Annotated in this window: 23 protein-coding genes; 10 read left to right on the top strand and 13 right to left on the bottom strand. The window is 60.9% G+C overall.

Features of this window, described 5'->3' with window-relative positions; translation table 11 throughout:
* Positions 1–2 precede the first annotated feature (2 nt).
* Both DES49_RS05605 and parE read left to right on the top strand, forming a co-directional pair.
* Positions 3–476: a protease complex subunit PrcB family protein gene (locus tag DES49_RS05605; protein ID WP_166645999.1), complete on the top strand. Its 474-nt coding sequence runs from the start codon at positions 3–5 to the stop codon at positions 474–476.
* Positions 477–557: 81 nt separating this feature from the next.
* The gene (gene parE / locus DES49_RS05600) at positions 558–2,456 is read left to right on the top strand and encodes a DNA topoisomerase IV subunit B (RefSeq protein ID WP_133735396.1); all 1,899 of its coding nucleotides are present in this window, start codon (positions 558–560) and stop codon (positions 2,454–2,456) included.
* Between the two features lie 27 nt (positions 2,457–2,483).
* On the opposite strand, the gene fabB is transcribed toward parE, so the two are convergent.
* A complete protein-coding gene (gene fabB / locus DES49_RS05595) occupies positions 2,484–3,701 on the bottom strand; it encodes a beta-ketoacyl-ACP synthase I (RefSeq protein WP_133735395.1) in 1,218 nt (405 codons plus the stop codon).
* Between the two features lie 14 nt (positions 3,702–3,715).
* The gene (gene fabA / locus DES49_RS05590; protein WP_133735394.1) at positions 3,716–4,225 is read right to left on the bottom strand and encodes a bifunctional 3-hydroxydecanoyl-ACP dehydratase/trans-2-decenoyl-ACP isomerase; all 510 of its coding nucleotides are present in this window, start codon (positions 4,223–4,225) and stop codon (positions 3,716–3,718) included.
* 328 nt (positions 4,226–4,553) lie between these two features.
* Between fabA and DES49_RS05585 the strand changes: the two genes are divergently transcribed.
* Both DES49_RS05585 and DES49_RS05580 read left to right on the top strand, forming a co-directional pair.
* Positions 4,554–5,144 carry a cytochrome b gene (locus tag DES49_RS05585; RefSeq protein WP_133735393.1) on the top strand — a complete coding sequence of 197 codons (591 nt, stop codon included), beginning with the start codon at positions 4,554–4,556 and terminating at the stop codon, positions 5,142–5,144.
* Complete coding sequence (locus DES49_RS05580; protein ID WP_424955219.1) at positions 5,141–5,743, top strand: YceI family protein; 603 nt, start codon at positions 5,141–5,143, stop codon at positions 5,741–5,743. The genes DES49_RS05585 and DES49_RS05580 overlap by 4 nt, the downstream gene beginning before the upstream one ends.
* Here the strand turns inward: DES49_RS05580 and DES49_RS05575 are convergent.
* Complete coding sequence (locus DES49_RS05575; protein WP_133735392.1) at positions 5,737–5,982, bottom strand: hypothetical protein; 246 nt, start codon at positions 5,980–5,982, stop codon at positions 5,737–5,739. The genes DES49_RS05580 and DES49_RS05575 overlap by 7 nt on opposite strands.
* A gap of 189 nt (positions 5,983–6,171) precedes the next feature.
* Between DES49_RS05575 and parC the strand changes: the two genes are divergently transcribed.
* Together parC and serB are read left to right on the top strand one after the other, a co-directional pair.
* Complete coding sequence (parC, locus tag DES49_RS05570) at positions 6,172–8,460, top strand: DNA topoisomerase IV subunit A (RefSeq protein WP_133735391.1); 2,289 nt, start codon at positions 6,172–6,174, stop codon at positions 8,458–8,460.
* A complete protein-coding gene (serB, locus tag DES49_RS05565) occupies positions 8,453–9,688 on the top strand; it encodes a phosphoserine phosphatase SerB (protein ID WP_133735390.1) in 1,236 nt (411 codons plus the stop codon). Before parC ends, serB begins: the two co-directional genes overlap by 8 nt.
* A 4-nt stretch (positions 9,689–9,692) precedes the next feature.
* Here serB and DES49_RS05560 read toward each other — a convergent pair whose 3' ends face one another.
* The 3 genes from DES49_RS05560 to epmB form a co-directional block, all read right to left on the bottom strand.
* Complete coding sequence (locus tag DES49_RS05560) at positions 9,693–11,780, bottom strand: EAL domain-containing protein (protein WP_133735389.1); 2,088 nt, start codon at positions 11,778–11,780, stop codon at positions 9,693–9,695.
* Between the two features lie 44 nt (positions 11,781–11,824).
* On the bottom strand, positions 11,825–13,621 hold the full coding sequence (locus DES49_RS05555; RefSeq protein WP_133735388.1) for a GTPase: 1,797 nt from the start codon (positions 13,619–13,621) through the stop codon (positions 11,825–11,827).
* Positions 13,622–13,741: 120 nt separating this feature from the next.
* Positions 13,742–14,779, bottom strand: a complete 1,038-nt coding sequence (gene epmB, locus DES49_RS05550; RefSeq protein WP_133735387.1) for an EF-P beta-lysylation protein EpmB — start codon at positions 14,777–14,779, stop codon at positions 13,742–13,744.
* A 39-nt stretch (positions 14,780–14,818) separates the two neighbouring features.
* Here epmB and efp point away from each other — a divergent pair, with 39 nt between their 5' ends.
* Both efp and epmA read left to right on the top strand, forming a co-directional pair.
* Positions 14,819–15,391, top strand: a complete 573-nt coding sequence (efp, locus tag DES49_RS05545; protein WP_133735386.1) for an elongation factor P — start codon at positions 14,819–14,821, stop codon at positions 15,389–15,391.
* Positions 15,391–16,335 carry an EF-P lysine aminoacylase EpmA gene (gene epmA, locus DES49_RS05540; protein ID WP_133735385.1) on the top strand — a complete coding sequence of 315 codons (945 nt, stop codon included), beginning with the start codon at positions 15,391–15,393 and terminating at the stop codon, positions 16,333–16,335. Before efp ends, epmA begins: the two co-directional genes overlap by 1 nt.
* On the opposite strand, the gene asd is transcribed toward epmA, so the two are convergent.
* From asd to rsgA, 3 genes are all read right to left on the bottom strand, one after another.
* Complete coding sequence (gene asd / locus DES49_RS05535) at positions 16,330–17,199, bottom strand: archaetidylserine decarboxylase (RefSeq protein WP_243864903.1); 870 nt, start codon at positions 17,197–17,199, stop codon at positions 16,330–16,332. The two genes, epmA and asd, sit on opposite strands and share 6 nt — an antisense overlap.
* A complete protein-coding gene (locus tag DES49_RS05530; protein WP_133735384.1) occupies positions 17,196–18,008 on the bottom strand; it encodes a sulfurtransferase in 813 nt (270 codons plus the stop codon). Before DES49_RS05530 ends, asd begins: the two co-directional genes overlap by 4 nt.
* A gap of 92 nt (positions 18,009–18,100) precedes the next feature.
* Entirely contained in the window at positions 18,101–19,090 is a 990-nt protein-coding gene (rsgA, locus tag DES49_RS05525; protein WP_133735383.1) for a small ribosomal subunit biogenesis GTPase RsgA, read from the bottom strand.
* Between the two features lie 81 nt (positions 19,091–19,171).
* Between rsgA and orn the strand changes: the two genes are divergently transcribed.
* On the top strand, positions 19,172–19,726 hold the full coding sequence (gene orn, locus DES49_RS05520) for an oligoribonuclease (RefSeq protein WP_133735382.1): 555 nt from the start codon (positions 19,172–19,174) through the stop codon (positions 19,724–19,726).
* 42 nt (positions 19,727–19,768) lie between these two features.
* Here the strand turns inward: orn and bcp are convergent, their stop codons facing one another.
* The 3 genes from bcp to DES49_RS05505 all read right to left on the bottom strand — a co-directional run bounded on the left by bcp (position 19,769) and on the right by DES49_RS05505 (position 20,885).
* On the bottom strand, positions 19,769–20,239 hold the full coding sequence (gene bcp, locus DES49_RS05515) for a thioredoxin-dependent thiol peroxidase (RefSeq protein ID WP_133735381.1): 471 nt from the start codon (positions 20,237–20,239) through the stop codon (positions 19,769–19,771).
* A gap of 105 nt (positions 20,240–20,344) precedes the next feature.
* Complete coding sequence (locus tag DES49_RS05510) at positions 20,345–20,632, bottom strand: BrnA antitoxin family protein (RefSeq protein WP_133735380.1); 288 nt, start codon at positions 20,630–20,632, stop codon at positions 20,345–20,347.
* Positions 20,613–20,885, bottom strand: coding sequence for a BrnT family toxin (locus DES49_RS05505; RefSeq protein ID WP_133735379.1), 273 nt, complete (start codon positions 20,883–20,885; stop codon positions 20,613–20,615). The genes DES49_RS05510 and DES49_RS05505 overlap by 20 nt, the downstream gene beginning before the upstream one ends.
* A gap of 177 nt (positions 20,886–21,062) precedes the next feature.
* Between DES49_RS05505 and DES49_RS05500 the strand changes: the two genes are divergently transcribed.
* On the top strand, positions 21,063–21,461 hold the full coding sequence (locus DES49_RS05500) for a hypothetical protein (RefSeq protein WP_133735378.1): 399 nt from the start codon (positions 21,063–21,065) through the stop codon (positions 21,459–21,461).
* Positions 21,462–21,541: 80 nt separating this feature from the next.
* Here the strand turns inward: DES49_RS05500 and queG are convergent, their stop codons facing one another.
* Positions 21,542–22,597: a tRNA epoxyqueuosine(34) reductase QueG gene (gene queG / locus DES49_RS05495; RefSeq protein ID WP_133735377.1), complete on the bottom strand. Its 1,056-nt coding sequence runs from the start codon at positions 22,595–22,597 to the stop codon at positions 21,542–21,544.
* Positions 22,598–22,669 lie beyond the last annotated feature (72 nt).

Raw genomic sequence — 22,669 nt, 5'->3', positions numbered from 1 at the left:
ACATGAAGCGTTTTATCGGGGGTGTTGCCGTGTTGGGGAGCCTGTTGCTGGCAGCCTGCCAGTCGGGAACGGCGGACGATGGGGTGGCCGTTGAGATGGTGGCCAGCGCGGATCAGTGCGGCCGCGATGAGGCGGCACTGGTATGGGCTGAAAACAGGTCGGATTTCCCGGCCGGTTCGGAAGCGATGGCCACCGCCAGTGAGTCGGTCCTGAACGCGGGTGACCCGGTCCTGCTGGTCTACCTGGGTCAGAAACCAACGCCCGGCTACAGTGCCGCGCTGCAGGGCTCGGCGCTCACCGACGGGCGCCTGCACATTGATCTGAAGGCAGAGGAGCCTGATCCCGGTGCCATGATGGCGCAGGTTATCACCACCCCCTGCGTGGCCCTGCGCATTCCCTCCGGCGTCGATGCGGGAGAACTGGTCGTTTCCATGGACGCGGATGGCTTCCCGCTCGGGCTCCGGATCCCGGATTGACGCTGAACAGAGCCCGAATCTCTGTTACATTAGCGGACGCCTTCGGGCACACCACATGCGTCTACCGGGTATCGACCATCCATGACACAGCGAAGTGACTACAACGCCGATTCCATTGAAGTCCTGAAGGGACTCGACCCCGTCCGCAAGCGGCCGGGCATGTACACCGACACCTCCCGTCCCAACCATCTGGCCCAGGAGGTCATTGATAACAGCGTTGACGAGGCGCTGGGCGGTTATGCGAAGCGCGTGGATGTGGTCCTGCATAAGGATGGTCGCCTCTCGGTAACCGACGATGGGCGCGGCATGCCGGTGGATTGGCATCAGGAGGAGGGCGTTTCCGGTGTGGAACTGATCCTCGGGCGCCTGCATGCCGGCGGCAAGTTCTCCACTGAGAACTACCAGTACTCGGGTGGCCTGCACGGTGTTGGCGTATCGGTCGTGAATGCCCTCTCCCTGGAGCTTGAGGTCCTGATCCGCCGTAATGGCCAGCTCTACCGAATCCGTTTCGAGAACGGCCACAAGGTTGAGGACCTGACCCCCATTGATACGGTGGGCAAGCGCAACACGGGCACCTGCCTGAGCTTCCTGCCGAATCCGGACTATTTTGAGAGCCCACGCTTCTCCATCAGCCGGCTGCGCCACAACCTCCGGGCCAAGGCGGTGCTGTGCCCGGGCCTGACCGTGACCTTCCTGCAGGAGGAAAGCGGGGAGAAGGACGAGTGGTATTACGAGGACGGCCTGACGGATTATCTGAAGACCGCGCTTGCCGACCGCGAATGCCTCCCGGCAGAACCCTTCACGGGCAGTATTGCCGGTAATACCGAAGAGGTCACCTGGGCACTGCAGTGGTTGCCCGAGGATCCCGAGGTAGTGGCGGAGAGTTACGTCAACCTGATCCCGACCACCCAGGGCGGCACCCACGTCAACGGGCTGCGAACCGGTCTTCTGGAGGCCCTGCGTGAGTTCTGTGAGTTCCGCAGCCTGCTGCCGCGCGGGGTCAAGCTGACCCCGGATGATATCTGGGAACGCTGCAGCTATGTGCTTTCCTTCAAGATGCAGGAGCCCCAGTTTTCCGGGCAGACCAAGGAGCGCCTGTCATCCCGTGAGGCGGCGAGCTTTATTTCCGGCGTGGTCAAGGATGCCTTCAGCCTCTGGCTGAACCAGCATACCGATGTGGCGGAAGCGCTGGCGGAGTTCGTGATCGGCAATGCCCAGCGCCGTCTCAAGTCGTCCCGCAAGGTGGCCCGCAAGAAGGTTGCCTCAGGGCCGGCGCTGCCGGGCAAGCTGGCGGATTGCACCGGCACGGATCCGGCGCGCTCCGAGCTCTTCCTGGTGGAGGGGGATTCCGCCGGCGGCTCGGCCAAGCAGGCCCGGGACCGGGAATACCAGGCGGTCATGCCGCTGCGGGGCAAGATCCTCAACACCTGGGAGGTGGATTCCGGCGACATCCTGGCCTCCCAGGAAGTGCACGATATAGCGGTGGCCATCGGTGTGGACCCGGGTTCCGGGGACCTCACCGGGCTGCGCTACAACCGCGTGTGCATACTGGCGGACGCGGATTCCGATGGCATGCACATCGCCACGCTGCTGTGCGCACTTTTCGTGAAGCATTTCCGGCCGCTGGTGGAGGCGGGGCACGTGTTCATGGCCATGCCGCCGCTCTATCGCATCGACCTTGGCAAGGAAACCTTCTACGCCCTGGACGAGCATGAGAAGCAGGGCATCCTGGATCGCCTGGCAGCGGAGAACCGCAAGGGCAAGATCCAGACCCAGCGCTTCAAGGGCCTGGGTGAGATGAACCCGCTGCAGTTGCGCGAAACGACCATGGCCCCGGATACCCGTCGCCTGGTTCAGCTCAGCCTGAGTCCGGACGACGGTACCGATGACCGTATGGATATGCTGCTGGGTAAGAAGCGGGCGGCGGATCGCCGCACTTGGCTGGAAGAGCACGGCAACAAGGCCGAGGTGGTGGGGTAGAGTCCGCCACGCCCGGCCTGGGTTACCTCAGTCCTTGAGCTGGCGGAACACCAGGCTGGCGTTGGTGCCGCCAAAGCCGAAGCTGTTGCTCATGACCAGCGGCATGTCCGCATTGTCCTTGCGTTCACGCGCAATCGGGTAGGATTCCGCACCTGGGTCCAGGTTCTCGATGTTCGCCGATGCCGAAATGAACTTCTCGCGCTGCATGATCAGCGTGTAGATCGCCTCGTGCACGCCCGCCGCGCCCAGGGAATGGCCGCTCAACGGCTTGGTTGAGCTGACCGGCGGCATATTGTCGCCGGTGACCTTGTGGATCGCATCCAGCTCGACGATGTCCCCCATGGGGGTGCTGGTGCCGTGGGTGTTGATGTAGCCCAGCGGTTCTTCCAGCCCCTTCAGGGCCTGCTGCATGCAGCGCACCGCGCCTTCCCCGTTGGGGGCGACCATGTCGGCGCCGTCCGAGGTGGCACCAAAGCCCACCAGTTCACCCAGGATGGTCGCGCCGCGCGCCTGGGCGTGCTCCAGGGACTCCAGGGCGACAACGCCACCACCACCGGCAATTACAAAGCCGTCACGGTTTTCGTCGTAGGTGCGGGAAGCCGTCTCCGGGGTGTCGTTGTACTTGGTCGAGAGCGCGCCCATGGCATCAAAGAGCAGGCTCAGGGTCCAGTGAAGGTCCTCGCCACCGCCGGCGAACATGACGTCCTGGCGCCCCATGGCAATGAGATCCGCCGCATGGCCAATGCAGTGGGCACTGGTGGCGCAGGCGGAGGTGATGCCGTAGTTGACGCCCCGGATACCATACGCGGTGGCGATGTTGGCATTGATCGCACTGCCCATGGTGCGGGGAACGCGGTAGGGGCCAACCCTGCGGATGCCTTTCTCCCGGTGGGTGTCGATGGCATCCATGAGTTCCACGGTGGAGGCACCACCAGTGCCCATGATTACGCCGGTGCTGTCCGCCTTGATGTGCTCATCCTTCAGGCCGGACTGCTCAATGGCTTCCTGCATGGACAGGTAGGCATAGGCCGAGGCCGGACACATGAAGCGGTACAGCTTGCGGTCAATCAGTTCCTTGGGGTCAATGTTGACGGTCCCGCAGACATGGCTGCGCAGCCCGTTATCGCGTGCCTCCGGACTGAACTCAATGCCGGGGCGCCCCTCTCGCAGTGATTCCGTCACTTCCTGTTGATTGTTGCCGAGACTTGAAACAATGCCCATCCCGGTAATGACAACACGTCGCATGATTGTGCCTCTGTTCAGAAATTCTCTGTTGATGTGAATAGCCCGACCCGCAGGTCCTTGGCGTGATAGATGGGGCGCTCGTCAACGGAAACGATGCCGTCCGCGATTCCCATTGTAATACCCCGCCGGACCACGCGCTTGATGTCGAGCTGATAGCGGACCAGTTTATTGGAGGGTAGCACCTGGCCGGTGAATTTCACTTCACCGGAGCCGAGCGCACGCCCGCGGCCCTGGCCGCCACCCCAGGCGAGAAAGAAGCCGGTCAGCTGCCAGAGTGCGTCCAGACCAAGGCAGCCGGGCATAACCGGGTCGCCCTTGAAGTGGCACTGGAAGAACCAGAGGTTGGGGTCGATGTCGAGTTCTGCAATGAGCAGGCCCTTGTCATAGTCACCTCCCTCATCGCTGATGTGGGTGATGCGGTCGAGCATCAGCATCTGGTCCACGGGCAGCCGCATATCACCTTCAAACAGCTCCCCGTTACCGCATTTAATGAGGTCGGATTTGTCAAAGCTTTCCGCAGTCATTCAGTGGCTCTCATTCAGAAAACAGTCGTTACCCTAAAAAATAATGGCGCGCCTGTCTTGATACGGCGTAATCCATATTTGACCAAGGAATCCAACCTTCCAAGCTAACACTTGTTAGCTTTTATGTGAAATAAAAGGATGGCTGCCAAGCAGGTTTTCAGACCCTTAGTATGTCACAGCATGGAACAACGGTTCTATCATTGTGGTCAAAAGCCTGTGTACGCGTTCAGTTTTTCTGAACGTCTGAGGCAAAAGTTTTCTGTTTCATCCCCGGTCCTGTGGATTTACAGTTCTGGTACGGGTCGGAGAAACAGCAGGGAGAAAGGACATGCGCTGGCGTAACACGCACGACGGTTGGGGGTTGGTCAGCATTGCCTTTCACTGGGTTTTTGCCCTCGTGATTGTTGGTCTTTTTGCCATTGGCCTCTATATGGTGGACCTGGGATACACGGATCCACTGTCCAATGTGTTGCCCGAGTGGCACCGGAGCCTGGGGCTCCTGCTGGGCGCCGCACTGCTTGCGCGCCTGGCCTGGCGCTTTCTCTCGCCCCCGCCGGCGCCATTGCCCAACTATCAGCGGATTGAGCATGTCATGGCAGTGCTTATGCATTGGGTCCTGTACCTGTTGATGATCGCCATCATTGTCAGTGGCTACTTCATATCAACGTCGGACGGCCGCGGGGTCTCGGTCTTCGATTGGTTCGAAGTGCCGTCGGTGACCGGCCAGGTCAATAACCTGGAAGATCTTTCGGGCCAAATCCATTACTGGGGGGCCTGGATTCTCATTGTTCTGTCGGCCATGCATGCACTGGCGGCCCTTAAGCATCACTTTATCGATCACGACCGGACTCTGCGGCGGATGCTCAACCCCGCCTCCACAAATCACCAAACCAGTGACAACAACAGGAGAACACCATGAAGATGACAACATTGCGTCAGGGAATTATCGCCGGCACTGCCCTGGTGGGAGCCGGCCTGTTCAGTAGCGCGGCATTTGCCGACGAGCACGGCGGCACCTATGCGTTCGACCGGGATGGCCAGCACCAGTTCATCCAGTTCCGCATCAGCCACCTGGGGTTCAGCACCCTCTATGGCCGTTTCAATGACTTTGACGGCGAGTTCACCTATGACGCGGAGAATCCCGAGGACTCCTCCGTGGAGGTCACGGTGGATACGGCCAGCGTGGATTCCAACCACTCCGAACGTGACAAGCACCTGCGTGGTGAGGACTTCCTCTATGTGAGCGAGTATCCCAAGGCGACCTTTGAAAGCACCGATGTCGAAATGCACGATGACGATTCCGCCACGGTCACGGGTGACCTGACGCTGCGCGGTGTCACCAAGGAGATTGAGCTGGATATGGAGCTGATCAAGCACGGTGTGGATCCGTGGGAGAACTATCGCATGGGCTTCGAGGGCACGACCACGCTGACACTTGATGATTTTGGCATTCCGGAGAATCTGCCGGAAGCTGATCAGGTGGAGCTGATGCTTTCGGTTGAGGGCATTCGTCAGTAACCCCGACCCGAAGGATCGTGGCCGGTGGTGTGGCGGTGATCGCCATGCTGCTGGCTGCATGTCAGGGTTACAAAGACAAACACGCTCACACCCAGACTTGCGAGTACATAGAGCCGCAGGTCGACAATCCCGCCGGCCCAGATTGTTTCCACACCCAGTATCAGCGCAAACGTCACAATTCCCACTACGAGCCCCTGTGCCAGGGCCCGGCGTATAATGCGAGAGCGGCTTGGCGTCATAAGGGGTATTGGCTCCACCTTGAAATGGGGCCGGCATAAGCCGGTGAGAAGAGCCTAGCGGCAGTCGCCCGAGGCAAGCTATTCGGGAAATCCACTATCGCCGGTTTGGAGTCCGGCCCCAGCCTCCCTATAATGGCGCTTTGCCCGGACCGGGACCGGGCACCGAATCCTTCACCTGGTAGAGGGCTTATGCCGGAATTTGAGACAACGGACGACGGGTTCGAACGCGTAGCGCTGCGTGATTACACCGAGAAGGCGTACCTGGAGTATTCCATGTACGTCATTCTTGACCGCGCGCTGCCCCATATCGGGGATGGGCTGAAACCGGTCCAGCGGCGGATCATCTATGCCATGTCGGAGCTTGGCCTGGCCGCGACGGCCAAGTACAAGAAATCCGCCAGAACCGTGGGCGACGTCCTGGGCAAGTTCCATCCCCATGGTGATGCCGCCTGCTACGAAGCCATGGTGCTGATGGCGCAGCCGTTTTCCTATCGCTACCCGCTGGTGGACGGGCAGGGGAACTGGGGCAGCCAGGATGACCCCAAGTCCTTTGCCGCCATGCGCTACACGGAATCGCGTCTGGCGCCCTTCTCCGAGCTGCTTCTGAGCGAGCTCGGGCAGGGTACCGTGGACTGGGTCCCGAACTTTGACGGCACCATGAACGAGCCGGCGACCCTGCCCGCCCGGGTGCCCCATGTGCTGCTCAACGGCACCACCGGCATTGCCGTGGGCATGGCCACGGATATTCCGCCCCACAACCTGAGGGAGGTGGCGGCGGCCTGCCTGCGCCTGCTCGATGATCCGGACACGGACGTGGATGGGCTCTGTGAACACATCCAGGGGCCGGATTTCCCGGCCGGTGCCGAAATTGTTTCCGCCCCGGAGGACCTGCGCCAGCTCTATAAGAGCGGCCGCGGCACACTGCGCATGCGCGCCCGCTGGCAGGTGGAGAGTGGCGATATCGTGATTACGGCCATGCCGCACCAGGTGTCCGGCAACCGCATCATGGAGCAGATTGCCCAGCAGATGCATGCCAAGAAGCTGCCCATGGTGGGCGACCTGCGCGATGAGTCCGACCACGAGAACCCCGTGCGGATGGTGATCTCCCCGCGTTCGAACCGGGTGGATACGGACGCGCTCATGACCCACCTCTTCGCCAGCACGGACCTGGAAAAGAACTACCGCATGAACCTCAACGTCATCGGTATGGACGGTCGCCCCGCGGTTCGGGACCTGCGGGAAATGCTGCAGGAATGGCTGACCTACCGCCGGGAGACGGTCCGGCGCCGCCTCGAACACCGCCTGGGCAAGGTGGAGGCGCGGCTGCACATCCTGGAAGGCCTGCTGGTGGCCTACCTCAACATTGATGAGGTCATCGAGATCATCCGGACCGAGGACAAGCCCAAGCCGGTGCTGATGGAGCGCTTCGAGCTCTCCTCAGACCAGGCGGAAGCCATACTGGAACTCAAGCTGCGCAACCTCGCCAAGCTCGAGGAAATGAAGATCCGGGGCGAGCAGGATGAACTGGCCCAGGAGCGGGACAGTCTCAACAGGATATTGGGCTCTGAGAAGCGACTGACCGACCTGATCAAGTCCGAGCTGGAAGCGGACGCGGAAAAATACGGCGATGACCGGCGAAGCCCCATCCAGGCCCGGAGCGAAGCCAGGGCTTTCAACGAAACCGACCTGATCTCCGGCGAGCCGGTCACGGTGGTGCTCTCGGAAAAGGGCTGGATACGCTCGGCCAAGGGGCACGATATTGATCCCACCGGGTTCAACTACAAGGCCGGCGACCGCTATTTCCTGTCGGTGCGGGGGCGCAATAACCAGCAGACCCTGGTGCTGGACACCACCGGCCGAAGCTATGCCATTGCCACCCACTCACTGCCATCGGCGCGGGGGCAGGGCGAACCCCTGACCACCCGGATCAATCCGCCATCGGGAGCGGGCTTTGCCGGGCTCCTGATGGCGGAGGAAAAAGGCCGGGTATTGCTGACCACCACCGCCGGCTATGGGTTTGTGACCCAGTGTGACTCACTGCTCAGCCGCAACCGTAACGGCAAGGCACTGCTCACGGTGCCGAACGGGGCGCAGGTGCTTCCCCCCAAAGTCGTCCGCGAGGGAGAGAAGGTCTGGCTGGCGGCCATTTCCAGCGACGGTCGGATGCTGGTTTTCCCGCTGGAGGAACTGCCGGAACTCGGCAAGGGTAAGGGCAACAAGATCATGGGCATTCCACCGGACCGGCTTCGCAATGGCGAAGAGTCCATGGTGGCGGTGGCAACCTTCACCGAAAAGGATTCGCTGGTCCTCTACGCGGGCAAGCGCCATCTCAAGCTGCGCTTTTCCGACCTTGAGCACTACCTGGGTGAGCGCGGACGCCGGGGCCACAAGCTGCCCCGTGGCCTGCAGCGGGTGGACCGGCTGGAAGTAACTGAACATAACGAACCCGGCGAGGAGGCTCCTTCAACGGATGAGTGAACTGGTACTGATCAATGTGTCCGGGCGAGACAAGCCCGGACTGACGTCCGAGATCACGGGCATCATGGCGAACTTCGACGTGCGCATCCTGGATATCGGCCAGGCGGTGATCCACGACCACCTGACCTGGGGCATCCTCGCGGAAATTCCCGAGGAGAATAATGCGCCCCAGGTCTTCAAGGAGTTGCTGTTCCGCATCCACGAGCTGGATCTGCAGGTGCGCTTCGAGCCCATCACGCCGGAGGCCTACGGGCACTGGGTGGAAGGCAAGGGGCGTGGCCGCTATGTGGTGACGCTGATGGCCCGGGATATTACAGCCGACCAGATTGCACGGGTTTCCAGCATCACCGCCCAGCACGGCCTCAACATCGACAATATTGCCCGCCTGTCCGGCCGCACGAGCCTGGAGCGCAGTGACCGGATCGCCTGTGTGGAGTTCTCGGTGCGCGGCACGCCATCGGATCTGGAAACGCTGCGAGCGGACTTCCTCAAGATCGCCACCGACCTGAACGTGGACATCGCTTTCCAGGAGGATTCCATCTACCGGCGCAACCGGCGCCTGGTGGTTTTCGACATGGACTCCACCCTCATCGAGGCGGAAGTTATCGATGAACTGGCCCATGAGGCCGGGGTGGGTGACCAGGTTGCCGAGATCACGGAAAGGGCGATGCGCGGTGAGTTGGACTTCAGTCAGAGCTTCCGCGAGCGTGTGGCGCTGCTTGAGGGTATGGAGGAGTCTGTGCTCCAGAACGTGGCCAGCCGGCTCAAGCTCACCGAAGGGGCCGAGCGCCTGATCACGACTCTGCGTAACCTGGGTTATCGTACCGCCATACTTTCCGGTGGCTTTACCTATTTCGCGCGCGATCTTCAGCAGAGGCTGAATATCGACTATGTCTATGCCAACGATCTCGAGATCAAGGACGGCCAGGTAACCGGCGAGGTTCAGGGTCCCATTGTTGATGGCAAGCGCAAGGCGGAGCTGCTGGAACAGATCGCCCAGCAGGAGCGCATCAGCCTGCAGCAGGTGATTGCCGTGGGTGATGGCGCCAACGACCTGCCCATGCTCAGCCGGGCGGGTCTTGGTGTTGCCTTCCGGGCCAAGCCGCTGGTGAAGGAATCGGCGCGCCACTCCATCTCAACACTGGGGCTGGATGCGATCCTGTATCTGTTGGGGTACCGCGAATCCGACAGGGCGCCGGATCTGGTAGCTGTGAATAACAGCCAGTGAGGGCTTATTCCCCCTCACCAAAGTCGTAATTCATTTCCGGTGTGGGCTCCTGCAGGTAGTAGCCCTGGATGTAGTTCACACCGGACTGCCACAGGGTTGCCAGGACCGTGGCATTCTCCACGAGTGGCACGATCGCCAACTTGCCCTGCTGCTGCAGGCTCTGGATCATATCCTTGATCGTTTCCTTGGCTTCGTCATTCTTCTGGATCTCTTCGGTATAGGAGCCGTCCAGTTTCACGTAGCTCACATCCAGGTGCTTCAGGGTGTTGAACGGATTCAGGGCACCGCCGAAGTGGGTGAGCGAGAGGCTGCAGTGTAGTTCCGAGAGGGCCTTGGAGAATTCCTTGACCTGCTTCAGATAGGTGGTGGCGTCCTTTTCGGCAATCTGGAAGATCAGGGAGTCGCCGGGGAGCCGCGCCGCCTTGAGGACCTTGCCAAGCCAGGATGGAAATGTCTGGTCCTGTATGGTTTCTCCGGCCAGGTTCAGGAAAAGCCGGGTCTCGTGCCCCTTGGAACGATGGGAAGCGAGCTGCTTGATGGCCTGGAGTGCCACCCAGCGGTCGATTTTTGCGGCCATTTCGATCGGGCCGCCAGGGGGCAGGAAGTCATAGGGGGAGACTTCCTTGCCGTTATTGTCCAGCATCCGCACAAAGGCTTCGTAGTGCTCTTCGCCTTCACCCCTGAGGTTGATGATGGGCTGGAAGAGCAGGCGGAACTGGTCGTTGTCCAGCGCGTGCTGGATGGCATCCACGGTTTCGTCCGTATTCTCATCCCCATCAACCTTGGGCGCGTAGATGTGGACGCCGTTGCCCTGCTCATGGCCTTCCTGGTTGCGTACGTCGTCGGAAGCCGTGTGCGCGCGCCCGATCAGGTCCTCGGCCCGTGGGGCATTTTCGGTAATTGCCGCGATACCAATACTGACCGTCAATTGGATGGTGCGCCCGGAGACATCGAAGAGGTGGTCCTCCACCTTCTTTCTGATCGCTTCCGCCGTGCTGGCAAGCGTGTCCGCATTGCCCTGGGTCGCCAGGATACAGAAGGCGTCGTCGCTCAGCCGTGCCAGTAGCTGGTGGTCTTCGACGGTTTCTGAAAGGATGGTGGCCATGTCGCCAATCACCAGGTCGGCGCCGGATATGCCGATCTGGGTTTTCTTCTGTACGAAGTCATCCAGGTTGATGTAGGCCAGCGCCGCGTCCGTGTTCTCCTTCTGGACGCGGGTAATGGTCTGATTCAGGGCGTCCATCAGGTACTGTCGGTTGTAGAGGCCCGTCAGCACGTCCTTGCTGCTGATTTCCTTGAGTCGTTCCTCGAGCTCCGCACTGTCCTGCTGTGGACGCGCAACAATCTGGATACAGGGTTCGCCGTCATAGGTGGCGGAGGAAATCTCAATGGACACATCCACGGTTTCCGAGTCGGCACGCTCGATGGTTGCCGCCAGCGAGTCCGCCGTTTCCTTGCCCTCTCGCTGGGCTTTCATGAACTTCTTGAATTCGCCCTGGCTCTCGCCGGTGAGCGTGTCCAGTATGGGCACCGCCAGAAGATCGTCCGGATCCTCGTACCCCAGCAACTCCATGTAGGACTGGTTGGCATAGACGTGCATGCCATCGTTGATGTAGGCGATGGCATCCTTGGAGCTTTCAAGAAGCAGGTGGCAGCGCTGTTCCGCATCCCGCAGGTAACCGGCCAGGGATCGGCGGTTACGGCGCTCGAAGAGGTTGGTCAGCTCGCGTTCGATGACCCTGGACAGCAGAACGGTCTGTTCGAAGGGAACGGCATCCTGGGCCCCTTTGCCCATAATCGCCTGGCGTCGCTCGGAATCCTCACTCTCCATCATAAGGATGGTGGGGATATCCTTGTCCAGCCGTTTGATGTGGGCAACGGCTGAATCGGGGTCTGGTTCCTGCTCGGCGTCGCGTATCAGCATCAGGTCCCAGGTGCCCGAGTTCAGGGTTTCAAGCAGGTCTTCCTCAGAGGTGACGCGGTGCGCGCGGGTCGCCCGGCCGGCGTTGCGCAACAGGCTCACAACCTGTTCCGCGTCGTTCTGGGATGGATCGAGAAGCAGCAGATGAATGGTTTCAGTGTTTCTGGGCATAAAGCCGGAAACTCTCCAACGTCATAGTAATGGTGGCCATAGTTTTACAGGGAATGCCACAGGGAATCAAAGTCGTCTTCTTCTCCCGATCCCATGGGGCCGCGTCCTGCTGCGGGTTCGGGGGTGGGCTGACGGAACTTCAGCTCGAACTGGCTAATGCTGCTGGTGGTTGAAACCCGCCTGCTGAGTTGGGCCTGTTGCTGTTGGCCTTCACGCAGCAGGGTAACCCGGTTGCCCGCCTGGAAGGGCATGCGGGGCGTGAGCATGGTTGCAGGCTGGCCGATGCTGTTGAGCTCGGGGAGCAGAAGCCCGCGCAGGAACTCACTGCTGTTACCAACCTTCTGGTCGAGACGAAGTGCACAGGCAGTAGCACCGGGCGCGAGTAACTCCACCCCGAGCTGGGTTCCCTGCTTGCCCACCTGGCGTATCCAGCGGATCAGGGCGATGCTCCAGGGATGGTCTTCATGCTCTCGCACACCCAGTATCTCGCCCGTCTGCAGGGACGCAGGCATGTCTGTATTCCAGTTGATGCAGTAGCCGCCCGGACTGGTATTTTCAAGGTTGACCTCGTACCAGGGATAGGCGCGCTTATGCTCCTCGTTACCCGCAATGTCACCGCCGGCGCCCCGGAAGTTGATGGGCGTATCCGGGGAGACCATGCTTTCCGATTTTTCCGCGTCAAAGGCGCCGGCCCAGGCATCGTTCCTGCGCTGGGCAGTGCTCAGGAAGATGTTCTCGTCGCTGCCGCCATCGAGGCTGTTGACGAATCGGTTGAAGGGGATTTCGCCGGCGCAGAAGTAGTGCAGGGCGCTCATGCCCAGGGCGATCTGCAGCTTTCCGGAGCTGGGCATCCGACGGAAGGACCGCTTGGTGAGTATGCCCAGGGCCTGGCTCAGGTGCATGATAAGCGCGTCATTGATCTTGATCGGGATCTCGGGGAGATCGTCATCCTGTTTCCTGCTGTCCCGGGCCTCCGGGTAGCGCGCAAGGGCTTCCGCGAGGCGGGTGCTGTCAAAGCCAAGGTGATCGCTGCTCAGCGGTGTTTTCATCAGGTTGCGATAAACCGGCGGCCCGTCCTGATCCAGCGAAATGATGAACAGCGCCTTGTCCATCCCCACCTGCACGAGCTCCGTGTGGTCTGTCCAGCATTCAAACAACTGGTAGGCGTCCGCCAGCTCTTTCTGGCGCAACTGGTTGGGACGACAGCAGCCGAGTAAAAGCAGCCGCTTGTACGCATCGGCAATGGAGGTTTCCTGGCGGAACTGGTTGGTTGTATCCGGGACCAGGTAGTCGGTCAGTTCATGCTCCAGTGCATAGCGGAAGATCTGGTGGATTTCGTACCAGCTTCGCGCGGGACTCGGGCAATAGAGCTGACTGGCACGCACGACGGTGTTACTGAGTCCGGACAGGGCCCTGTGGCAGGCCTTGGTTACCAGTTCCCGATGCTTGCTTTCCTGGGCCTGTGACGCAATCTGGCTCAGTGCCAGCTTATAGCCATTGGCCAGGTGCAGCTGAAGTGCCTGTGCCAGGTTGGCGACTTTTCGCTGTTTTTCCGTCAGCGCTATGGACCGCCCAAGAAAGTGCTGGGCCAGCTGGTCGCACACGAACCGGACCTGGGGGCGGAGGCTGCCGAGCAGCTTCATGCGCAGCTGCGGAGAGGCTTCAAGCTGGTTGAGTTCAATGATGGCATGGTACAGCTGCCGCGCGGATTCACCCACATTGGCGATCGGCAGCCCTTCCACCCATGCCTTGAAGGCGCGCGGATTCGCCTCACAGAAAGACAGGCTCGTGAGTTTCTGTTCCGGAAGTGTCAGGTCGGGCTGTCCTCGGTTGCCTGCCATGGGTCGTTACCGCTGCCTTGTATAAGCCATAGAGTTCATTTTCAGCATCCCGGGTACAATACAAGCCCATGGTTGGCATAAAAGCAAGCAAACCGGGGATTGGGTTGGTTTTTTGTGACGTCAGAGGTTTAGTGGTCGTTTCGAGCCTTCGCCCGGGATTTCGCGTACCAGGCGTGGCACCAGAAAGCCCGGAAGGCGCGTCATTAACTCCCGAGCCAGCTCCCGGGCCCGCGCATCCCCCGGATCGTAGTGGGCCGCTCCGGCCACCGGGTCGAAAGCGTGCAGGTAGTAGGGCAGCACGCCCGCATCGAAAAGAGTCTCGCTCAACTGCTCGAGGGTGTGCGCATCGTCGTTGATACCGCGGAGAAGGACGGCCTGGTTCAGGAGCAGGACACCGGCTTTCTTCAGGCGTTCCATAGCGTCTTTCACGTCACCATCGATTTCCGCCGGATGATTCACATGCACCACCAGGATGGTCTGCAGCCGGGTGTTGCCCAGCCATGCCAGAAGCGTCGAATCCACGCGCTGCGGAATCACCACCGGCAGGCGGGTGTGCAGCCGGAGCCGCTTGATGTGTGGAATCTGTTCTATCTCGCCGGCCAGCCGCCCCAGGACCCTGTCGCTGGTCGCCAGGGGATCGCCCCCGCTGAAGATGACCTCGTTGATGCGTTCGTCCGCCGCCAGTTGCGCCAGGGGTTGCTCCCAGCCGGAGCCGCCGAGCTGGTGATCGCCATAGGGAAAATGGCGCCGGAAGCAGTACCGGCAGTTGATGGCACAGGCTCCGGTCACCACCAGCAGTGCCCGGGACTGGTATTTGTGGATCAGGCCCCCGTTGGCGCTGGCGGACGCATCCGCGAATTCTGCCAGCGGATCCGCCACATAACCCGGTGCCGGCTCGGATTCCGCGGGCTCGGGCATGACCTGGCGCAATAGCGGGTCCCGTGGGTTGCCCGGCTCAATGCGACTCAGGTAGGGCTCTGGGACCCGGATCGGGAAGTATTGATGGCCGGGCTCCATGCCCTCGATCAGGGACTCCGGAAGCGCCAGCCGCTGACAGAGTTCCCGGGGCGTGGTGACGGCCCGGGCCAGGATTTTCTGCCAACGGGGCTCTTCATTGTGTGCCCTGGTTTCGACAGGGGCCTGGGCGGGTTGTATCATTGGCCACCTACTTTAATTGGTAATCCGAGCGAGGAATCGATGGCGACCTATTCTACCAACGAATTTCGTGGCGGGCTTAAGGTCATGCTTGATGGCGACCCCTGCGTGATTCTGGAAAACGAATTCGTGAAGCCCGGCAAGGGCCAGGCCTTCAGCCGGGTGAAGCTGCGTAACCTGATGACCAACCGGGTCTGGGAACGCACTTTCAAGTCCGGGGACTCCCTGGAGGCTGCAGACGTGATGGAGCTGGACATGGAGTATGTCTACAGCGACGGCGAATTCTGGCACTTCATGAAGACGGATGGCTCCTACGAGCAGTTCGCGGCCGACGAGCGCGCCGTAGGCGATGCGGTCAAGTGGCTCAAGGAGCAGGATGTCTACAACGTGACACTCTACAACGGCTCTCCCCTGAACGTCACGCCGCCGGCTTTCGTGGAGCTTGAGGTTGTGGATACCGATCCCGGCCTCAAGGGTGATACCGCCCAGGGTGGGTCCAAGCCTGCAACCCTCTCCACAGGGGCCGTGGTCCAGGTACCCTTGTTCATTGAAATCGGTGAGGTCATCCGCGTCGATACCCGCAAGAATGAATACGTGGCACGCGCCAAGAGCTGATGAGCTGGCAGCCTGGCGCATCGCTTTCCATGCTCCGGGCTCGCGCCCGGCTTCGGCAGCAGGTGCGTGACTTCTTTGCTGAGCGCGGTGTTCTCGAGGTGGATACGCCGGTACTGGGTCGCTACGGCGTCTCGGAGCCCGCCATTGACAGCATAGCCGCTTCGGCGCCCGGGCTGGACGGTGTCCTGCAGACCTCCCCCGAATACTTCATGAAACGCCTGCTTGCCGCCGGAAGCGGCTCCATCTACCAGATGGGGTCGGTGTTCCGTGCGGGCGAGTCCGGGCATCGCCATAATCCCGAATTCACCATGCTCGAATGGTACCGGCCCGGGTTCAGCATCGAGGCGCTGATGGAGGAAGTGGCGGCGCTTGTGCGGGTGGTGCTCGAAATCGGCTCACCGGTTATTCACGATTACCGGGACCTGCTGCGCAGCCATGCGGGTGTGGATCCCTGGATGGATGATGATGCGATCCTCCGGAGCCGGGCGTCCGAGGTCAGCGGTATTCCAGCGGACGCTCTGGATCGCGGCGAGGCGCTGGATCTGCTCCTGAGCCATCAGGTAGAGCCAATCCTTGCCGGAGAAGAGGCGGTCTTCGTGCGCGGCTACCCGCCCGATCAGGCAGCCCTGGCTCAGGTCGTGCGGGAAGGGGATATCGAGGTCGCACAGCGCTTTGAGCTCTATGTAAGGGGCGTGGAGCTGTGCAACGGGTATCGGGAACTGACCGATGCCGGAGAGCAGCGGGCGAGGTTCGAGCGGGACAACCAGATTCGCCGGCGCCAGGGGAAACCCGAAATGGCGCCGGATCCGGGGTTGCTGGCGGCGCTGGAAGCGGGGTTACCGCCATGCAGCGGTGTCGCACTGGGGCTGGATCGGTTGCTCATGCTGCAGACGGGGGCAGCCAGCCTGGATGAGGTGCTGCCGTTCTCCGTCGACCGTCTATAACGCTCTTGCCAGGGCGTTGCCCATCCGCAGGCTATCTCCCGAGCTCAGGTCGGCTTCAGGGGCAAATTGACCCCGGGGGAGCATGACGATAGCGGTGCTCCCAAGGTGGAAGCGCCCCATTTCCTGTCCCCGTTCGAGCGTCAGGGCCTTCGAACCGGTTACCGGGTAGCTCTGGCTCCACATCCGGCGTCCGGCCGGAGCGACGGACCCGGCCCAGACGGTCTCGATGCCAGCCACGATCATGGCGCCCACCAGAACCACCACCATGGGGCCCCGTTCGGTGCGGAACCAGGCAACCACCCGTTCATTGCGCGCAAAAAGGCGTGGCACCTTTTGCGTGGTAACCGGATTGACGGAAAACAGGCGCCCGGGGATATAGGTCATTTTCTCGAGCGTGCCGGTCAGCGGCATGTGCACCCGGTGGTAATCACGGGGAGAGAGGTAGATGGTCGCAAACAGGCCCTGTTCAAACGGCTCCAGGGTGGGTTCCGCCTCGCCGGTCAGTTCCGCCGCGGAAAACGTCTGTCCCTTGGCCTGGAAAAGGCGGCCGCGACGGATCTCTTCGCACTGGCTCAGGGTGCCGTCCGCCGGCGAGATCACGGTCCCCTCATCGCCGCTCAGGGGGCGGGCATCGGCCTTCAGGGCGCGGGTGAAAAACGCGTTGAAGTTCGGGTAAGCCTCGGGGTCCGGCTCCAGCGCCTCGTTCATGTCCACGCCGTAGCGCGCGATGAACCAGTTGATGAACCGGCGCCTGATCGCGGGGTTGGTGGTGTTGGCCAGCGTGCCCGCCGCCCGCGAGATAAGGTGCTGGGGCGCCAGGTGCTGTGCGGCCACGAAGGCGCTGTCGGTCAGGTCTTTACTCATTCGACGGGGGTCTCCGAACGGTTACCCCATTCCGCCCAGGAGCCGGCGTAGGCCCTGACTTCCGGGAAACCCAGCGCTCTGGCAACCACGTAGGTCAGCCCGGAGCGGTGATGGCTCTGGCAGTGGGTGATGACCCCGGACTCCGGCGTAATGCCATGCTCGCTCAGCTTCGCGCGCAGCTGGTCTTCGGGAAGCAGCCGGTAATGGCGGGCCGGGTCCATGAGTTCCGTCCACTCCAGGTTGACGGCGCCGGGTATATGGCCGTTGCGTGCCGCGGACTGGCGTTCGCCCCGGTACTCTTCGGGGGAGCGGGCATCCCAGATGGTGATGTCATCCGCTTCAATGGCCGAAAGCACCTCCTGCATGTCCGCAGTCGGGCCGGTCTGGATTTCAATGTTGGGTTGCGTGGGCTGGGGGCGCGGCATTTCTGTGTTGACCGGGTAGCCCTCCTCGACCCAGGCGATACGCCCGCCGTTGAGCAGGCTGTAGCGGCTGTGGCCGGCACAGTCGAGCAACCAGAGGAAGCGCCCCGCCCAGCCGCCGCCTTCATCGTCGTAGGCCACCACGTGGTGCTCTGGGGTCAGGCCGATCCGGCCCAGCAGTGCCTCCAGTTCGGCACGCTCCGGGAGCAGCCCGGGAACCGGCGATGAAGCACCACGGGTTTCGCGGGGATGAACATGGATCGCGCCCGGAATGTGACCCTGGGCGTAGTGTTCCGGCCCGGACAGGTCGACGATCAGGAGATTGTCGTATTGGTCCAGGGATTGGGCCAGCGTTTCCGGCTCCAGGATCAGTGGCAGTTCGCTCATGGGCTCCTCGGGATCATTATGCTGAGCGAAGGATACCAGAGGCCCCCGGGGTTCACTAGCGGGCCGGTAGGGGGGCATACTTTAGTCCGGGTTCAACTGGTAGGGCGTTGCCGTTCGGCCTCGTCACGGATTCTCAGGTAATGCTCGAACCGTTCCCGGTGCAGTTCGCCGTTTTCCACGGCTTCCTTAAGGGCGCAGCCGGGCTCATTCCGGTGGTTGCAGTCCCGGAACCGGCAGTGGCCGATCCAGCGCCGTATATCCACGAAGCCTTCCGTAATGTCGTCCGGCGTCATGTGCCAGAGCCCGAACTCCCGGATCCCCGGTGAATCAGTGATGGCGCCGCCGCTTTCAAGGCGGTAGAGATAGGCGGTGGTGGTCGTGTGGGTGCCTTCCCCGTGGCGCGACAGGCCGCCGGTCCGGAGGCTGGTCTCCGGCAGCCAGTGCTGGATCAGGCTGGACTTGCCGACCCCCGACTGGCCCGCAATCACGCTGATGCGCCCTTCCAGGAAAGCCGGCTCATCCTGGCCGGAAGGGTCATCCTGGGCCGAGGTCCGCTCAACCCGGTAACCCAGATTCCGGTAACGCTCCAGCAGTGACTCGATGGCGGGCTCGGACTCGGCGTCCAGCAGGTCCGATTTGTTCAGCAGGATCACCACATCCAGGTCGTGGATTTCCGCCGCCGCCAGGTAGCGGTCCATGAGTTCCGGCTGCGGGGCTGGCTGCGGGGCGATCACCAGAACCAGTTGGTCCACGTTGGCGGCAATGGTCTTCAGCCGCCCGAAGCGATCCGGGCGCTGGAGTTCGCCGTGGCGCTCATGGCGGGACACGATCACGCCGTCACCCGCGTCGTCTTCCTGCCAGACCACCCGGTCTCCGGCAACCAGGCCGCCCAGGTTGGTCCGGGCATGCACACGCCGCTGCCGGAACTCGCCATCCTCCTCGGCGTCCATCAGGAGCTCGCCCCCGAAATGGGCAATGACGGTTCCGGCCTGGCCCTCGGCAACGTCCTCGGACTGCCACTGCTCCTGGCGGGATTGGATGCGCTTCTGTTGCTGCTGACTGAGCTTGCGTTTACTCGGCACTGTGTCTTGTCTGTTAGCTGTGAGAAGATGCGGATACTTTGAGGCGAACGCACAGAATAGCGAAATGGGAGACGCTCAGCCATGGCGGAAACGAACGAACGGGCCCAGCGCCTGATCTGGATCGACCTGGAAATGACCGGACTGGAGCCGGAACGGGACCGCATCATCGAAGTGGCCACCATCATCACGGACGCGGACCTGAACACCATCGCCGAGGGCCCGGTGCTGGCCGTTCACCAGCCGGACGCCGTCATGGAGCAGATGGACGAATGGAACACCACCACCCACGGCAACTCCGGCCTCACCCAGCGGGTGCACGACAGCAAACTCACCGAGCGTGACGCCGAACTGGAAACACTGGCCTTCCTGAAAGAATACGTGGACGCCCGCCAGTCCCCCATCTGCGGCAACAGCATCTGCCAGGACCGCCGCTTCCTGGCCCGTTACATGCCAGAGCTGGAGGAATACTTTCACTACCGCAACCTGGACGTGAGTACCCTCAAGGAACTGGCCAAGCGCTGGAAGCCGGAAGCGCTGGAGGGCTTCACCAAGAAGGGGACTCACCAGGCGCTGGATGATATCCGCGAATCCATCGCGGAGCTGCAGCATTACAGGAAGATGCTGTTCGGGCTTTGAGCCCGCCCCGTTCCCCCTGGAATGCTGACTTATCGCGATTAATCAGGATTCGGTGGTTTCCACCAGATCCTGAAGGATCTCGTCGACGTGTTCCTCCGGCTTCACCTTGGCGTAGTGCTTGCGGATCACGCCCTGCTCGTCGATCAGGAAGGATTCCCTGTTCACGCCCAGCGCCGGCTTGCCGAACATCTTCTTTTCCTTGAGCAGGTTGTAGGCTTTCAGAACGTCATGTTCCGGATCGGCAAGAATCGGGAAATTCAGTGATTCCTTGTCCGCGAATTTGCGGTGGGATTTAACGGTATCCCGACTGACGCCGAGTACCTGTACGCCATACGCTTTCAGCTCATCGAGCCGGTCACGGAACTGCTGCGCCTCCACGGTGCAGCCCGGCGTATTGTCCCTAGGGTAAAAATAGAGCAGGACGGTCTGCCCCCGGTAATCCGCCAGAGAATGTTCGTTTCCGTCCTGATCCTGAAGCCTGAAATCCGGCGCCTGTTGTCCTTCCCAGCTCATGATTGGGTGTGTCCTCTGTTGGGTGATCAAGTATGGGCGGGGCGTAGCTTACGAAAAAATGGAGTGTTGATCACCCTCGCCAGAAATCGCCAATCGGGCTTGAACCTAATGATTGGCATCCTCGCGAATCATTGCCTTCAGGGCCTCATCAATCCTGGTTTGCCACCCTTTCCCCTGGCTGCGGAAGTACGCTACAACTTCCGGGGAAAGGCGGATCGTTACCCGCTCCTTGGTCACCTCCGCTTTCGGTCGCCCAACGGGCTTTAGCTGGCGAAACTCATCCTCCGAAAGCTCGTAGGTGTCAGGATCGGCATCAATTCCCGCGTTGATCCGGGCATCCTCGTCCTCATCGGGAACCTCAAAGTTATGGTTTCTAGTCTTTTTGGCGGGCATATCGGTTTACCTCTCGTGCATTGGCCTTTCGCAGGCTGATGATGCGCCTGGTCTGTTCACGGTCTGTAAAGACGACACAGAAAACGCGTCTCTCAATCGGGGCGAAGCCGATGTATCGAGCCTCACCGTAGTGATGCGGATCATCAGGTATTGCCAGCAGTTCGTCCCATTCAAGACTTTCTGCTTCAGCCAGCGACACCCCATGCTTACTGATATTCGCCGCATCCTTGGCGGGGTCGAAGTCGATGTCCACTTAGTTAATGTATGTACAAAAAATGGCGGCGTCAACGATTTGATCTTAGGGGGGAAGTTTGGCTGATACAATTATCTGGATGCACTAGCTTGAGTGCTTATTTGAGTCCATGGCCCACAAAAAATCGGCGATGAGCCCAGCCTTTTAGGGGGCTCCTAAAGACTTTGAAAGTGAGATATGGATCCAGATAATATTTTAAAAATTGTAGGCTTGCTTTGGCTTGTTTTCTGCGTGGTTTCTGGGTTTCTAGTGGGGCGCAAATTGCATGTCTCGGTGAAGCTATTTGTTGAAAGGCTCAGGCAAACTGATGAGAATCTGTATAAGAGGCTTCTCGACAACAGAGGGCAAACTTTTCTAAAAAGAGGTCATGTGACATTAAGGGATCAAAAAGAGATTCGATATATAGTTGATAATTTTGAAGATATCACTTCATCGTTAGACGAGGAGCTTAAGGAAAACGTAGAGAGAGTACGTTATTGGCGTAAGATATGGACTTTCGGAGCGATCGCAATGATGGTTTCAGTTCCCGCCATCCCACTACCTGTCACTTTACTATTAGCGGCGATCTTCTTGTAGGTTGGAGCGGGTCGAAATCTGAATTTTGAATGCTATCACCACACACCACACACCACACACCACACACCACACATTCAGGTTTAGGCGACTTCATGCCTCCGCAAAGCCCATTCAACATGCTCCCGCACCATCTCAGAAGGATATTCCTTCCGCGCCCTCAACGCCTCAATCACCGGAATGGTGCTCGGGGCGTTGCCCAGCCCCACCGCCAGGTTCCGTAACCACCCCTCGTAGCCGGCTCGCCGAATGGCGGAGCCTTCGGTGCGTTTCAGGAAAGTCTCCTCATCCCACAGGAACAGCTCGGCCAAGGTGCTGTTATCCAGTCCGTGGCGGGGCTGGAAGTCGGGTTCTTCGGTGGATTCGCTGAACTTGTTGAAGGGGCAGACCAGCTGGCAGTCGTCGCAGCCAAAGACGCGGTTGCCCATCAGCGGTCGCAGTTCTTCCGGGATGGGGCCGTTGTTCTCGATGGTGAGGTAAGAGATGCAGCGGGCCGCGTCCAGCACATAAGGTTCCGGGAAGGCGTTGGTGGGGCACACATCCAGGCAGGCGGTGCAGCTGCCGCAGTGGTCGGTAGGGTAGGGGGCGTCCATAGGCAGCGGGGCGCTGGTGTAGATCTCGCCCAGGAAGAACCAGGAGCCGGCTTTCGGGTGGAGCAGCAGGGTGTGCTTGCCCTGCCAGCCCAGGCCCGCCTTCACGGCGATGGGCTTTTCCATCACCGGGGCGCTGTCGACGAAGGCGCGGTGGTAGTAGCCGGGCAGCGCCTCGTCGATCCATTTCGCCAGTTTCGCCAGGCGCTTGCGCATGAGCTTATGGTAATCCCGGCCCAGGCTGTAGCGGGTAATGTAGGCCTTTTCGTCGTCGGCCAGGACCGCGTCCGGGTCGTCCGGGTCCGGGCGGTAATCGAGCCGCACCGCGATGATCCGCTCGGTACCTTCCACCAGTTGTGCCGGCCTGTAGCGCTTCTCGCCGTGCTGGGCCATGTAGCCGAGATCGGCGTTCAGTTCCCTGTCCAGCCACTGGTTCAGGCGCTGGCCGGTTTCCTCCAGTTGCGTATCCGTAATACCCACGGCCTGGAACCCCAGTTCATGGGCCCAGTCACGGATCTTGTCGGCGGTGGCTTGGAGGGAGTCAGTCATCAATCTGCTATGGTGATTCAATGAGAATTTGCTATTCTTAACAGGGTTCTAGCCGTTTTTTTTAAACCGGCT

Source organism: Halospina denitrificans (assembly GCF_004364635.1).
Taxonomy (GTDB): domain Bacteria; phylum Pseudomonadota; class Gammaproteobacteria; order Pseudomonadales; family Oleiphilaceae; genus Halospina; species Halospina denitrificans.
Note: the sequence above shows the minus strand (reverse complement) of the source record. Positions and strands in the feature narration are given on the sequence as shown.